This is a genomic window from Aquirufa sp. HETE-40SA (assembly GCF_054558635.1).
The window spans coordinates 549,223-563,303 of sequence record NZ_JBPXKN010000001.1 but is presented as its reverse complement, the minus strand read 5'-3'; the positions used below and the strand labels follow the sequence as shown (position 1 = coordinate 563,303).

Annotated in this window: 14 protein-coding genes and 2 tRNA genes; 6 read left to right on the top strand and 10 right to left on the bottom strand. The window is 39.9% G+C overall.

Annotated elements, in window-relative coordinates; translation table 11 throughout:
* Positions 1-65: 65 nt before the first annotated feature.
* Positions 66-1,829, top strand: a complete 1,764-nt coding sequence (locus tag ACRZ9O_RS02570) for a M61 family metallopeptidase (RefSeq protein ID WP_459456065.1) — start codon at positions 66-68, stop codon at positions 1,827-1,829.
* Here the strand turns inward: ACRZ9O_RS02570 and ACRZ9O_RS02565 are convergent.
* Both ACRZ9O_RS02565 and ACRZ9O_RS02560 read right to left on the bottom strand, forming a co-directional pair.
* Positions 1,826-2,062: a hypothetical protein gene (locus ACRZ9O_RS02565; protein WP_459456063.1), complete on the bottom strand. Its 237-nt coding sequence runs from the start codon at positions 2,060-2,062 to the stop codon at positions 1,826-1,828. The genes ACRZ9O_RS02570 and ACRZ9O_RS02565 overlap by 4 nt on opposite strands.
* Positions 2,062-2,499, bottom strand: a complete 438-nt coding sequence (locus tag ACRZ9O_RS02560) for a peptidylprolyl isomerase (protein WP_223130496.1) — start codon at positions 2,497-2,499, stop codon at positions 2,062-2,064. Before ACRZ9O_RS02560 ends, ACRZ9O_RS02565 begins: the two co-directional genes overlap by 1 nt.
* 74 nt (positions 2,500-2,573) lie before the next feature.
* Here ACRZ9O_RS02560 and ACRZ9O_RS02555 point away from each other — a divergent pair, with 74 nt between their 5' ends.
* Entirely contained in the window at positions 2,574-3,317 is a 744-nt protein-coding gene (locus tag ACRZ9O_RS02555) for a tetratricopeptide repeat protein (protein WP_459456060.1), read from the top strand.
* On the opposite strand, the gene menD is transcribed toward ACRZ9O_RS02555, so the two are convergent.
* The 6 genes from menD to ACRZ9O_RS02525 all read right to left on the bottom strand — a co-directional run bounded on the left by menD (position 3,303) and on the right by ACRZ9O_RS02525 (position 10,316).
* Entirely contained in the window at positions 3,303-4,907 is a 1,605-nt protein-coding gene (menD, locus tag ACRZ9O_RS02550) for a 2-succinyl-5-enolpyruvyl-6-hydroxy-3-cyclohexene-1-carboxylic-acid synthase (RefSeq protein ID WP_459456058.1), read from the bottom strand. The two genes, ACRZ9O_RS02555 and menD, sit on opposite strands and share 15 nt — an antisense overlap.
* Before the next feature lie 33 nt (positions 4,908-4,940).
* On the bottom strand, positions 4,941-5,804 hold the full coding sequence (locus tag ACRZ9O_RS02545) for a sigma-70 family RNA polymerase sigma factor (RefSeq protein ID WP_109323139.1): 864 nt from the start codon (positions 5,802-5,804) through the stop codon (positions 4,941-4,943).
* Positions 5,805-5,864: 60 nt separating this feature from the next.
* Positions 5,865-8,018 carry a polyribonucleotide nucleotidyltransferase gene (gene pnp / locus ACRZ9O_RS02540; RefSeq protein WP_459456056.1) on the bottom strand — a complete coding sequence of 718 codons (2,154 nt, stop codon included), beginning with the start codon at positions 8,016-8,018 and terminating at the stop codon, positions 5,865-5,867.
* Positions 8,019-8,132: 114 nt separating this feature from the next.
* Entirely contained in the window at positions 8,133-8,408 is a 276-nt protein-coding gene (rpsO, locus tag ACRZ9O_RS02535; RefSeq protein WP_377980005.1) for a 30S ribosomal protein S15, read from the bottom strand.
* Between the two features lie 74 nt (positions 8,409-8,482).
* Positions 8,483-9,922 (bottom strand): LptF/LptG family permease, encoded by a 1,440-nt coding sequence (locus ACRZ9O_RS02530; protein ID WP_459456054.1) that lies wholly within the window; start codon positions 9,920-9,922, stop codon positions 8,483-8,485.
* A 1-nt stretch (position 9,923) separates the two neighbouring features.
* A complete protein-coding gene (locus ACRZ9O_RS02525) occupies positions 9,924-10,316 on the bottom strand; it encodes an START-like domain-containing protein (RefSeq protein ID WP_459456052.1) in 393 nt (130 codons plus the stop codon).
* Between the two features lie 146 nt (positions 10,317-10,462).
* Here ACRZ9O_RS02525 and ACRZ9O_RS02520 point away from each other — a divergent pair.
* Both ACRZ9O_RS02520 and ACRZ9O_RS02515 read left to right on the top strand, forming a co-directional pair.
* Positions 10,463-10,536 (top strand) — tRNA-Met (locus ACRZ9O_RS02520).
* A 33-nt stretch (positions 10,537-10,569) separates the two neighbouring features.
* Positions 10,570-11,028: a deoxycytidylate deaminase gene (locus tag ACRZ9O_RS02515; protein ID WP_459456050.1), complete on the top strand. Its 459-nt coding sequence runs from the start codon at positions 10,570-10,572 to the stop codon at positions 11,026-11,028.
* A 292-nt stretch (positions 11,029-11,320) separates the two neighbouring features.
* Here ACRZ9O_RS02515 and ACRZ9O_RS02510 read toward each other — a convergent pair whose 3' ends face one another.
* A complete protein-coding gene (locus ACRZ9O_RS02510; protein WP_459456048.1) occupies positions 11,321-11,833 on the bottom strand; it encodes an FKBP-type peptidyl-prolyl cis-trans isomerase in 513 nt (170 codons plus the stop codon).
* A gap of 97 nt (positions 11,834-11,930) precedes the next feature.
* On the opposite strand from ACRZ9O_RS02510, the gene holA reads away from it, so the two are divergent.
* A complete protein-coding gene (holA, locus tag ACRZ9O_RS02505; protein ID WP_459456046.1) occupies positions 11,931-12,977 on the top strand; it encodes a DNA polymerase III subunit delta in 1,047 nt (348 codons plus the stop codon).
* Here holA and ACRZ9O_RS02500 read toward each other — a convergent pair.
* Complete coding sequence (locus tag ACRZ9O_RS02500) at positions 12,974-13,711, bottom strand: hypothetical protein (protein WP_459456044.1); 738 nt, start codon at positions 13,709-13,711, stop codon at positions 12,974-12,976. The two genes, holA and ACRZ9O_RS02500, sit on opposite strands and share 4 nt — an antisense overlap.
* A 137-nt stretch (positions 13,712-13,848) precedes the next feature.
* Between ACRZ9O_RS02500 and ACRZ9O_RS02495 the strand changes: the two genes are divergently transcribed.
* Positions 13,849-13,921, top strand: a tRNA-Lys gene (locus ACRZ9O_RS02495).
* The last annotated feature ends 160 nt before the right edge of the window (positions 13,922-14,081 follow it).

The following is a 14,081-nucleotide window of genomic DNA, read 5'->3' as shown; positions in this document are numbered from 1 at the left end:
ACATGTTAGACTATACGGCTGATTTTTATAATTTTACTAAAATCTATTTCACAACAAAAATACTTATGAAGTTAAAACTCCTATTCTTGAGTGTATTCGCGTCAATTAGCTGTTTTGCCGGACCGATCAAACACGAAATCAGTATGCCAGAGCCCTACTCTCATTATTTTGAGGTCAAAACGACGGTAGATGTTAGCAAAGAATCCAATTTTTTTGATCTTAAGATGGCAGCTTGGACACCAGGTTCTTATTTAATTAGAGAGTATGCGAAAAATGTGGAGTCTGTTTCGGCGGAATCTGATGGTCAAAAAATCGCAATCTCTAAGTTAAATAAAAATACGTGGCGTGTAGCATTAAGTGCGGGTTTAAAACAGGTTTCTGTTCGTTACCGTGTTTATGCCTATGAAATGTCAGTTCGAACCTCTTTTTTAGACGATGCACACGGATATATCAATCCAGCTAGTGTCTTGATGTTTTCGCCTAAATATGCTTCCGGACCTCAAGAATTGACAATAATTCCTCATAAAGACTTCAAGAAGGTGTCAACCGCCATGAAAAATGTAGGAGGCTTCAATTATGTAGCTAAAAACTTAGATGAATTGATTGACTCCCCTATTGAGATCGGAAATCACAAGGTTTGGGACTTCAAAGTGAACAATATTCCACATCAAATTGCTTTTTATGGTCCTGCTAAGGTCGATTCTGTTAAGTTCTTAAACGATGTACAGAAGATGGCTGAGGAAGCTCAAAAAGTAGTAGGTGTGCATCCCTGTGATCACTATTTGTTCATTATCCACAACTTAAATCGTGGTGGTGGAGGTCTGGAGCACTTGTATTCAACGACTTGCCAAGTAACGCGTTCTAGTTATGAGACGCCTAAAGGGTACCAGGGGGTTATGAATTTATTAGCCCATGAGTATTTTCACTTATGGAATATAAAGCGCATTCGTCCTAAATCTTTAGGGCCATTTGACTATGAAAATGAAAATTATACGCACAATTTATGGTTCTCCGAAGGAATTACAAGCTATTATGCGGATGTGATTAATCAACGTAGCGGCATGGTTTCTACAGCTGATTACATCAAAGGCTTAGGGGAAGATATTTCTGGTGTTGAAAATACCCCAGGAAATCAAGTAGAATCTGCGGCTGAATCTAGCTGGGATGCCTGGATTAAGTATTACCGTCCGAATGAAAACTCGCGTAACGCAACAGTCTCTTATTATGACAAAGGCTCTTTATTAGGAGGTGTCTTAAATATGTGGATTATTCATCAAACGAATGGAGCTAAATGTCTGGACGATGTTTTTAAATTATTATACCAAACCTATTATTTAAAAGCTGGACGTGGATTTACAGATCAAGAATTAGAAGATGCATTTTCTAAAGTGGCGGGATCTTCTGCTTCAAATTTCTTTAAAACGCATATTTATGGGGTCAAAACACCTGAGTACGCGTCTCTATTTAAGGCTTTTGGCTACCAATTTACGGATACAAATTTTTCTAAAACCATTCCTTTTGTAGGCGCTAGTATCGCTGGAGGCCGCGTAATCTCCATTTATAAAGGAAGTTCAGCTTATTTGGCAGGCTTAAATGTGGGTGATGAAGTATTAAAAGTAAATGGGGCTGATTTCCCAGGAATCGATAAATTATTAGCAGATAAGAAAGCAGGTGATTCGTTAGTCTTCTCTGTGAAAAGAGATGGAATGGAGCGTACGTTCTTAGTTGCCGTGCAGCAAACGCCATTAAAGGCTTTTGTGATTGAATCTGAGGTTACACCGTCGGATGCGCAATTGAAACTCCGCCATAAGTGGTTAGGCGGGAATTAATCCGTCTGTTTAGCCATTTCGGCATACATATTTTTAAAGGTCTGTAAGACGAAATCTTGAAAGGAGGAGCTGGATACCAGCTCCTCTATTTCATTTTGGGAAGAAAAGTCCATCACGGAATATTTGTAACTCTGCTCTAGGTGCGGAGTCTCAAACTTCACGATGTATTTCGAATTCCATTCAAAAAGGGAGATTCGCATCTGTGGATGGCTTATTTCCTTGATAAAATGCATTAGTCTTGAATGATTTTAACGCTTTGGATTTTATCTCCTTCACGTACTAAATCGATTACCTCTAATCCTTCTACTACTTTACCAAAACACGTGTGCTTACGGTCTAAATGAGCCGTATTGTTACGAGAGTGGCAAATAAAGAATTGAGAACCACCTGTGTTAGGTCCACGGTGTGCCATGGATAATACGCCACGATCGTGGAACTGATTGTTTCCTGTTAATTCGCATGGAATCGTATAGCCTGGGCCACCTGCTCCTGTTCCGTCTGGGCACCCCCCTTGGATCACGAAATCATTGATAACTCGGTGGAAAGTAATACCGTCATAAAAGCCTTTCTCCGCTAAGTCGATGAAGTTTTTTACGTGGATAGGTGCATCCTCTGTGTAGAATTCGATTTTCATTAACCCTTTATCGGTTAACATTTCTGCGTATGCCATAATTTTACATTTAATTAAGCTACAAAGATGCGAATGAAATTTGAATTATTTAAATTGAACTTTCTTTTAGCCCTATGAAATACCTTGTATTAGTATTTGTTTCCTTGTCCCTTTTTAGTTGTTCTACCACGACAGATGATGAAAAGCGCGAATCGAGCGCCTTCTTCTTGCGTGGAAATGCAAAATGGAAAGAAAAAGAATATCATGAGGCCATTAAATGGTATTCTGAGGCAGTAGAAAAGCGTCCTGATTTTTCCGATGCCTATTATAATCGTGGTTTAGTTTATCAGATTCTTGAGAAAAATGAAGAAGCTTTAGCAGATTTTTCTAAGGCATTTGCTTTAGATGAAAAGTTTGCTCCTGCCCTTTTTAAAAAGGCAGAAATGCTACAAACCTTACAGCGTTTTGATGAGGCTTTACCTACAGTGGAATTGCTTGTTAAGTCCTTCCCTGATTCGGCAGCAAACTGGACATTAAAAGGTGATATCTTACTTCAAAAAGCTGATTTATCTGGTTCTCTTTCGTCCTACGACCGTTCTCTCTCTCTCGATTCTACTTCCATTGAAACCTTGATTAATAAAGGTGTGGTATTACAAGAGATGGATGAAATCGATTTAGCTGAAGCGGTATTTAAGAAGGCCTTGAAGTCTGGAAAATACCAGGATCTTCTAAATAATAATTTAGGCTACCTCGCTATTCAGCGAATGCAATGGGATTTAGCGGCTGCTTATGTGAAGAAAGCGCTTGAAAAGGATCCTAAAAATGAATTGTATTTGAAGAATTGGGCCAAAATTCAGGCCAAATCAAGCCTTAAATAAGGCCATATATCGCTTCAGTTCTGCCGCGTTTTCGATGGAATTTGTGTGAATTTCTAAGAGCGCTGCACCTTGATTGTTTAGAAACGATTCAAGATTTAATTCCGCCGCACTTGAAGCAGAAAAATAGCTAATCCCCGCGTCTTTGGTTGTATTTTCAGCTGTATATCCTTGCCGCGTTTCCATAAACTCATCAAGTTCCGGCAAGTCTTTGGCCCCATCTAGGTTTCGGAATATTCCCCCACCCCCATTATTAAAGACAATGATGCGCAAATTTGCTGGAATATACTGATTCCAAAGTGCATTGCGATCGTATTGAAAGGCCACATCCCCAATGATGGAGATGCATAGTGTGTCTGATCTTTGGGCAGCACCTACGGCCGTGCTTAAACAACCATCTATACCAGAGGTACCTCGATTAGAGAATACCTCGGTATGTTTGAATTTCGCCAAAGTCCAGTTAATGTATCTGACAGCTAATGAGTTAGCGATATGTACTTCGGCTGATTCTTGCTCAATCGCTTCTGTTATTTTCTGGTATAAATGGATTTCTGTCCAATTCGGTTTAGCAAAAAAATCAGTTTGTTGCTGCGCGATTTTAGCTGAATTCCAGGTGTTCCAAGATTTTGTAGTCCATTCAGCGCCTTGTATAAAGCTTATAGCATCCGTGTTAATCACCTGAGTTAAACACAAGAATGGATCTGGTCTTCCGATCGGATTCGGGTGAATGAGCCAAGATTGCTTCGGTTTGTGTGACCTAAGAAACTGTTTAATTCGCTTCGAAACGAATGATTTTCCGAAGTGTATGTGTAAATCTGGTTGCAAAGAAGGCCACAAAAACTCATCTGCTAACAACAAATCGTGCGCAATGGTGCTACCGCAATTAGACGTCGCATCCCCTATTACTGGAATACAATAAGCAGATAACGTTTCGAAGATCGAATTGTCTTCCATTTGGCCTACGGTCACGAGAATCTTTTCTGCAGAAGCTATTTCTTGGTTGAAATAACTAAAATCTACTCTATACTCTCTACTCTCTACTCTATACTCTCTACTCTCTAATCTCCCCTCTTCCACTTTCTGTATAACTTCACCTACAGAGGGGTAAAACGGCTCCCTAATCGGCACATTAATTTGCACGGGTCCTTTCGGTTCCACCATAGCAGTCAATGGTGCAGAAGAACAATCATCTGTCTCAAAGTCAAAAAAGGCTTTTGAGTGTTTACCAAAGAGGTTCTCCTGGTAAATTGTCTGTCCATCCCATTGTCCGATCCATTCTTTTGGACGGTCAGCCGTTAAAACAATTAACGGAACTTCTTGGAAGAAGGCTTCGACTACGGCTGGGGCAAAATTTAATCCGGCTGAGCCTGATGTGCAGCAAATAACGACAGGACGTCCTGTTTTCAGGGCGATTCCTAGTCCAAAAAATCCGGCCGATCGCTCGTCAGAGATGGAAAAACATTTGAAACCTCCATGACGAGTTAAAGCGAGCATTAAGGGGGCATTTCTAGATCCTGGGCATATAACTGCCTCATTTACACCTTGTTGGTATAAAGAGTCTACTAGTTCGATGATGCCTTTTGGAAATGCCATTGCAAAAAAAAGCCTCGTGAGAGGCTTTAAAAATTATCCAAGATATGTTTTTAGTGCTTTGCTTCGAGAAGTGTGTCGTAAACGACGGATCGCTTTCTCTTTAATTTGTCTTACACGCTCACGCGTTAAATTAAATTTTTCACCGATCTCTTCAAGAGTCATTGCATGTTCGCCATTTAAGCCGAAATACAAGGTAACTACATCTGCCTCGCGTTGAGTTAGGGTAGATAAAGCGCGTTGTACTTCACGACGAAGGGAATCGTTGATTAAACCAGAATCAGGTTTATCTTCTGAATCATTCTCTAATACGTCTAAAAGCGAGTTTTCTTCTCCTTGAACGAAAGGTGCATCCATGGAAACGTGACGACCTGAAATTTTCAAGGTATCTACGACTTCGCCGGTTGAGATCTCTAAAACCTCTGCTAATTCCTCTGGAGATGGCTCACGCTCGAATTTTTGCTCTAATTCAGAGAATGTTTTTGAAATTTTATTCAAAGAACCTACTCTATTTAAAGGCAAACGTACGATACGAGATTGCTCCGCTAACGCTTGAAGAATCGATTGACGAATCCACCAAACGGCGTATGAAATGAATTTAAAGCCACGAGTTTCATCAAAACGCTGTGCTGCTTTGATCAAACCTAAGTTTCCTTCGTTAATTAAGTCGCCTAAGCTAAGACCTTGGTTTTGGTATTGTTTTGCAACGGATACCACGAAACGAAGGTTCGCTTTTGTTAAACGCTCTAATGACAATTGATCCCCATCGCGAATCTTCTGCGCTAGGATTACCTCTTCATCCGGAGTCAATAAATCGACTTTACCGATCTCTTGAAGGTATTTGTCTAGAGATTGACTTTCCCTGTTGGTAATTTGTTTGCTAATTTTTAGCTGTCTCATAAGATCTTACAACAGAATGAAAGTGTCGCGCACGAATGCGCGACACTTGGATATACTAAATTATTCAGCTGAGGCTGCTGGAGCCTCTGGTTTTTCTGGCTTAGGTAAAAGAACCTTAGCAGATAAACGGAATTTACCCGTTTTCTTATCTACCTCGACTAATTTAACCTTCACTTTATCTCCTTCTTTGAAAACGCCATCCATCGTGTCGATGCGATCCCATGAAATCTCAGAGATATGTAGTAAACCATCTTTACCTGGTAAAAATTCCACAAAAGCTCCGAATGCTTGAATATTCTTCACTTTTCCTTCGTAAACCTCTCCTACTTCAGGTAAAGTAACAATTCCACGAACCATACTTACTGCTTTCGCCATTGCATCTCCATTAGAAGAGAAAATACTTACGTATCCGCCATCTTCTTTTTCTTCGATCGTAACGGTTGCACCGGATTGTTTTTGGATATCTTGAACGACTTTACCGCCTGGTCCGATTACCGATCCGATTTGGTCTTTCATGATCTTGATAACCGTTGCACGTGGAGTTTGAGGTTTGAAGTCTTCTCTTACAGCTGGCATTGCCTTCTTCATCTCGTTTAAGATGTGTAAACGACCTTCTTTTGCTTGAGATAGCGCTTCTGCTAAAACCTCGTAAGATAAACCTTGTACTTTGATGTCCATTTGGCAAGCTGTGATACCGTTTTCAGTACCTGTTACCTTAAAGTCCATATCTCCTAAGTGATCTTCATCACCTAAAATATCTGATAATACGGCGTATTTTCCTGTTTTCGAATCAGAAATTAATCCCATCGCGATACCTGAAACGGGCGCTTTGATTTTTACACCTGCGTCCATTAATGCCAAAGTACCAGCGCAAACCGTCGCCATCGAAGACGAACCATTTGATTCTAGGATATCAGAAACGATACGTAAGGTGTATGGGAAGTCTTCCATTTTAGGTAAAACCTTTCTGATTGCACGCATCGCTAAGTTTCCGTGACCTACTTCACGACGACCTACCCCACGGTTTGGTTTAACCTCACCTGTAGAGAAGCCTGGGAAGTTGTAGTGCAACATAAATTTGTTGTACCCTTGTGTCATGGCTTGGTCGATGATTTGCTCATCCATTTTCGTACCTAAAGTAACGGTAGTCAAGGATTGAGTTTCACCACGAGTGAAAACAGACGAACCGTGCGGTGTAGGTAAATAATCTACTTCGCACGTGATTTGACGTATTTCATTCAATTTACGACCATCTAAACGGTAGCGCTCTTGCAATACTAATTGACGAGCTGCTTCTTTTTCGATATCATGTAAATAATGTTTCGCTAAACCGATGCTCACCGTGTGATCTTCTGGTAAAGACGCGGTAAATTCATCAACGATCGCCTTGAAACCAGCTTTGCGCTCATCTTTCTTCGGGTTCGCTAATTTAGCTACCGCTAAATATTTTTCGTAGTAGTTTTTCCACAATTCAGCACGCAACTCTTCGTCGTGTGTTTCGTGTGAATAAACGCGTTTCTCTGTCTTGCCACAAGCTACAGTCAATTCGTTCAATGCTGCGCATTGTAATTTGATTGCATCGTGCGCAATACGTAGAGCTTCAAGCATTTCAGTTTCAGAAACTTCGTCTCCTTCACCTTCTACCATTAAAATATCGTTTGCGTTAGCCGCAACGATTAATTCTAAAGAAGCACCTGCTAATTCGCTTACGCTTGGATTTACTTTATATTCACCGTTGATTTTCGCTACGCGAACTTCTGAGATAGGACCATTGAATGGAATATCAGATACGGCTAAAGCTGCAGCTGCCGCTAAACCGACAAATGCATCTGGTAAAACTTCTGAATCTGCAGAGATCAAGTTGATTAAAACTTGAACATCTGCGTGGTAATCATCTGGGAAAGTAGGACGCAAAGCGCGGTCTACTAAACGAGAGATTAAGATTTCATAATCAGAAAGGCGTGCCTCTCTTTTTAAGAAAGATCCTGGAATACGTCCGTTAGACGCAAATTTTTCTTGATAGTCTACTGATAAAGGAAGGAAATCTACTCCTTCTTTGGCCTCTTTGTTAGCCACTACAGTAGCTAACAACATCATATTTCCTGACTTAATAACGACAGCTCCGTCCGCTTGCTTGGCTAATTTGCCTGTTTCAATCGAGACTTCTTTGCCGTCTGGCATCGAAATATGCTTTGTAATGATGTTAAATGACATACGTTTTTGAATAAATTTCACGCAACCTCGCGTGATTTAAGTTTTGTTTGAACGATTCAAACGTTTACAGCGGGGAAATAAAAGAGGGCTCCATCGAAATGAAGCCCTTTTTTGTTATTTACGAATACCTAATTCTGCGATGATCGCACGGTAACGTGTGATATCTGTGCGAGTTAAATAATCTAATAAGCTACGACGCTTACCTACTAATTTCAAAAGTCCTAAGCGTGTGCTGTGGTCTTTCTTGTTTTTCTTCAAGTGCTCAGTCAGATAGTTGATTCTGTAAGTGAATAACGCAATTTGCGATTCAGAAGAACCAGTATCGATTTTAGACTTTGCTTTCCCTTTAGTTTCGAAAATTTCTTGTTTTTTCTCAGGTGACAAATACATCTTTTACCAGTTTAAGTTTTAAATAATTATTGAATTTGCAAAAGTACTCTTTTTCTTGCTAACAACCAAACGAATTACTCAGCTGTTTTAGCGCGCCTTAACTTAGTGCTAAGTCTATCCCATAGGACTTTGTAAAAGTCTGTTTCGAACAGACGAGAATCGGCTAAAGCAATCTTTAAAAAATACGCTCCTATTAATGCCAAAATAGAATTTGCAAGCCATGCTCCTAATTGAAGAATTAAAGCTCCTTCTTTGGCCATCTTATCTCCTTGCTGAGTTAATATATAAAGTAATATAAAGAAGGATACTGCTACTACAACGGGTATTCCGAATCCACCCTTTTTAATAATCGCACCTAAAGGGGCACCAATTAAAAACATGACTAAAATGGACAATGCATTAGTGAACTTATGGTGCCATTCTAGGTTAGTCTTATTTAATTGAGTTCTGTAATTCTCTAGAAGTAATTTATTTGATTGCGCTGAGGAAATCATATTTTTAGCCTGTTGTCCGGCTAAATCGTATGGTGAAGATTTACTATCATTTAAGCCCTTTTGTAGCCTAGGCTTAACCCAATCTTTATTTTTTAAAAGTTGTAAGGAAACTTTTATAGGGGATACAAAATATAAAAAATTAACATTATAGGACTTTGAAAAGCTGTTGATAATGTTTGTTATTCTTGTTGATATGGAATCTGCATCATCCGCTAGTTGATTATTGTTGCGCATAATCTCGTGGTGGGCGAATTGCTTTTCATCTGTTTTTTGTAGATCAAATACAGCTAGAGACATCACTACCTTACTTTTCTTGAAATCGTGTACCGCTAATTCGGTTGGGTTTACGACAGCTCCCTGATCTGCATCTTCTAAATAATCTTTCCCATTGAATAGTTCGAATACTAAATACTGTTTGTTATATATGGTATACATCAAAGCAGAATCAGCCAATGTGACATGTCGATTACCATCATTGTGTGTATGATCGTAAATAATAAGGTTTTTTAAAGTCTTGTTGTCGGGATATTTTTTTCCTACTTTAATAGAATATCCGGTCAAATCGGTATAAAAGATACCTTCCTTGATATTCAAAGTCGTTTTAGTCGTTTTAATGTCATATAAAAGGCTCCAGCCCTTCATATTCGCCCAAGGCAAGGCAACATTCATAAACCAAAACATGAAAATGCTTAGAAATACGGAGACGGTTAAAATGGGTCTCATGATTCTAAAAATGGATATGCCCGCACTTTTTAATGCTGTCAACTCAAAGTTTTCGCCTAATTTCCCAAAGGTCATTAAAGACGATAGCAATACCGACAGCGGCATGGCTAAAGGAATGGTAATTAAGGAGAAGTAGAAAAACAGCTCAACATAAACAAAGGCACCTAGATCTTTACCGAAAAGATCTACAAAATAAAACAACACTAAACGCAAAAGGAAAATGAAGATGACAACTAGAAAGGTCAAAACAAACGGCCCCAAAAACGCCTTCAGCACTAATTTGTCAATTTTACGCATTCTAGCTTCCGACGATCTCTTTTAATTTGTCCATTAAATAATCCCACAATTCAGCTGCATCCGCATCTGATTTAAAGGTTGATGCTCCATCTATAACGGTCAAATAGGTTGTATTAGAAACTTCGCTTACATCAAGGTTCATTTCAATTATGTGCTTACCTGGCTCAGAATCACCCTTTTTAAAATCGAATTTAACTGATTTGTTCGCTTTACCAGGTAAAACAGTCGCGGGATGGTTTTCATTATCCCAATAGAAATGTAATTCAGTGCTGCCACGAACAATTACTTTGTCAGCAAACCATTGCTGTAATCCAGATGGACTACTCAGATAAGGATAAAGCACCTTAGGAGATGCTTTTACCTCATATTCAAAAGTATATGGAGTTTGTGACATAATTTCTAGGGATTTATTATTTGTAAAACTACCTATAAACAAAGGTATTAACTCTGAGCTAATTCCCAAATCCTTCGCAAAATTAATAAGTATTGTGAAAATATTTGTGTTCTACGGTCGGAACGCTTACCTTTGCGACATAATTTGGCGGGGTAGCTCAGATGGTTAGAGCGTTGGATTCATAACCCAAAGGTCGGCAGTTCGATTCTGCTCCCCGCTACAAGAAATCCCTTTTTGGGATTTTTTTATGTCTATGAAAAAGCCCTCGTTTGATGTGATCTTTATGGAACTAGCTCAGAATCTGGCGCTTCGTTCTCATTGCACCCGCGCTCAAGTGGGATGTGTATTAACTAAAGATACCCGTATCATTTCGATCGGATATAATGGTCCTCCTGCTGGAACGCATAACTGTGATGACGAATTTGGAGAGGATGGTTGTCCACGAGATTCAAAGGGAAGTTGTTCTTTAGCTTTACATGCGGAACAAAATGCCATTTTGTATGCATCCAAGAATGGTGTATCCGTTGAGGACTCTACGATTTACGTGACTCTATCCCCTTGCATCTCTTGTGCGCGTATTATTTACAGCATGAAAATCAAAAAGGTAATCTATTTGAACTCGTATGCTGCCTATAAAGGCTTGGCGTCTGATGAGGGAGTTGACTTTTTGAGGAAGTTCGGGGTGGAGGTAGTTTCATATTCAGAATTATAGCTCCGCTATAATTCTGAATATGAAACGAGAGTAGAGATAATAGAGTAGAGATTTAAAGAATAGAGCACAAAGAATAAAGGTGGAATCAAAAAAGGGATCGAAATTTCGATCCCTTTTTTGATGGATGTTTATAAGATTAGAGAGTATAGAGCATAGATAATATGCAATCGATTAGAATAGAAATAGTATTTTTAAAGCTCTAATCTACTCTCTACTCTATTATCTATAATCTCTACTCTCCTCTCTCTACTCTATTAAAACAAAAGGGGATCGAATTCGATACCCTTTTGTTTTAATGATGCACCCCCCCTTCCCCATGCACGTGGCCGTGGGCAAGTTCGTCTGGAGTAGCTTCTCTGATTTTCAAGATCTTTCCTTGGAACATTAAGGTTTTCTCCGCTAATGGGTGATTAAAGTCCATAGTGACCGTTTCTCCTTCGATGGAAACGACTAAACCTTGCATGCGGTTTCCTTGGTCGTCCGTCATGGGGATGAAGTTTCCGATTTGAAGGATATCGTCTGCGTTTTGTCCTTCGGCCTGGAAAATAGATTTAGGCAATTGGATGATGGCGTTAGGATCGACGTTACCGTAAGCATCTTCGGCTGAAATGCTGAAATCGAATGTTTCGCCTTCGTTTAGGCCCAAAAGGTTCTTTTCAAACGCTTCAGGTAAGCCGCTAAGGCCATGAATAAAAACCATTGGTTCTTTTTCGTCTACGATTTCTACGACATCTGGTTGTCCGTCTTCATCTGGAAATGCAAGTTGATACGAGATGAATACGACGTTATTTTTTGCAATTGGCATGGTTTGAGCTGTTTTTTTGCCTGCAAACCTACGGGAAATACTTGAGATATTTTTCCATCCCTTTGGTTTTGCCTATTTTTGTCCAAATAATTTTAACATGCAACAGAGCGCTCAAGAGGTTTTAAAGGATATAAAGCAGAAAAAACTGGCTCCTATTTATTTGTTGCATGGCGATGAGCCTTATTTGATTGATCAGTTGGTGGATGCATTTGAAAAGCAGGTATTGCCGGAGGATCAGCAGAGTTTTAATCAATTTGTCCTTTTTGGTAAAGATCATAGTTTAGGATCTATCATTGCTACAGCTCGTCGGTATCCGATGATGGCAGAGCGTCAGGTCGTGATTGTGAAGGAGGTGGCGTTCATCGAGGCGATGGCGAAAGCGAAGGAAAATGCGAAGGCCAAAGACGATGATTTGAAGGTTTGGGAAGATTATTGTGCGAATCCGACGCCCTCTACCCTGCTGGTTTTGACCGTTAAATCCTTGCTTTCTGATAAATCAAAGGTGTTTTCTGCGCTGGTGAAGCACGGCGTGATTGTGACTTCGAAGAAAGTGTCGGAGGATAAACTGGGTGCTTGGTTAGTGGATTATTTGGGCCAAAAAGGGATTAAAATCCAGCCTGCTACCGTCGAATTGATGGTTTCCTATGTGGGAGCTGATTTGTCCAGAATGGCGCATGAGGCGGATAAATTAGCCGTGAATGTACCTGCTGGTTCTGAAGTGGGCTCAGCGGAGGTGGAGAAATACATCGGGATTAGCCGGGAATACAACTATTTTGAGTTTCAGAAAGCTATCATCCAGCGCAACACTGAAAAAGCGCAGAAAATTGCTTTCCACTTTGCTGAAAATGCGAAGCAGAATCCTGCTGCCCCTATGCTTGTCTTATTATTTAACTTCTTTTCCAAGGTCTTGCAGGTCCACGATGTGGGAAATGTCTCAGACGGCGAGATTGCGAAGCTGATTGGTGTAAACCCCTATTTTGTTCGTGATTATACGACAGCGGCGAGAAATTACCCGCTAGCGAAGGTGGTGCGCATTATTGAAGCTGTGAAGAATGCGGATTTAAAAGTGAAAGGGGTTATGGGAAGTGCGGAGACAGACCGCGAAATCATTTTGGACTTAAGCTTCCAAATCCTACATCTTTAATTGATAGGCAAAAAATCATCCTCTTTTACATAGCCTTGCTGGCTCTCAATCAGGCTATACACCCATATATCGCGGGTAAACCAATAATTAATTCGATTACCTTTCTTTAAAAGACGCTCCACCGGTGCTGCAGAAGACGGGAAGTCGCGCATGTAGGATTTATCTTTGGTAATAATCCCATAATTTAAAAAACCCGGAAAGTTCGCGAAGAGGCCAATAAAGGCGATGTATAGGATTAAATAGGTGAATTGACTACTGCGAATTGCTTTCTTTCGAAAGACGGAATAGGTCAAGATTCCTGCTCCGTACACGGCGATTAAAAGTAAAAATCCTAATATGAAAGGGAAATATCTAAAATAGATCCAGTAGATCTGGTCCCAAAGGCTCATTACGAAACCATTCAGCCCCTGCTTCTCTCCTATTTCCTCTAAACGCTTCGAGATTTCTGGCCGCGCATTCGTGGCTTGTATGCTTGATAAATAGTATAATTCCTTCAACCAGTCATTTTTTGCTTTCGCTATATAGGCCAGTTTTAACTTGATATTTTCAGTTTCGCTCGGTTTGGTCTTTAAATGAGAGACGTAAATTTTCTCAGCAGATAAAAGTCTATTCGCTTTAAACAAAGAATCTGCTAATGCGAGTTGATTTCTATCTATTTGGCTATAAGCCCTTTGTCCAAAAGCCAAAAGAAAAATAACCAGAAATGTAATTTTATTTAGACGAATGACTTGCATTATTTAAAAAAGGGTGCTAGTTTTGCACCGCAATAAGGGGAAAAAGTTACTCTTTTGCAAACGAAGGTCAACCAGTGGTTGAACTTCCTTTCGGTTCCAGAGTGAACCATTTTACATATACAAGCCTCGGCTTGAATGATTCCGTAGCTCAGTTGGTAGAGCAATACACTTTTAATGTATGGGTCCTGGGTTCGAATCCCAGCGGGATCACTTCTTAGCTAGTAAATAGCACGAAAGACTCCGATTTCTCACGATTTCGGAGTTTTTTTATGCCTTTTAGGCACTCTTTTGTCTCCTTTTGTGTTGAATTGTTTGGCACGGTTTTGGTCTTATAATTTTAAAATATAGTACCAGCTTGGAAAGTATAGAA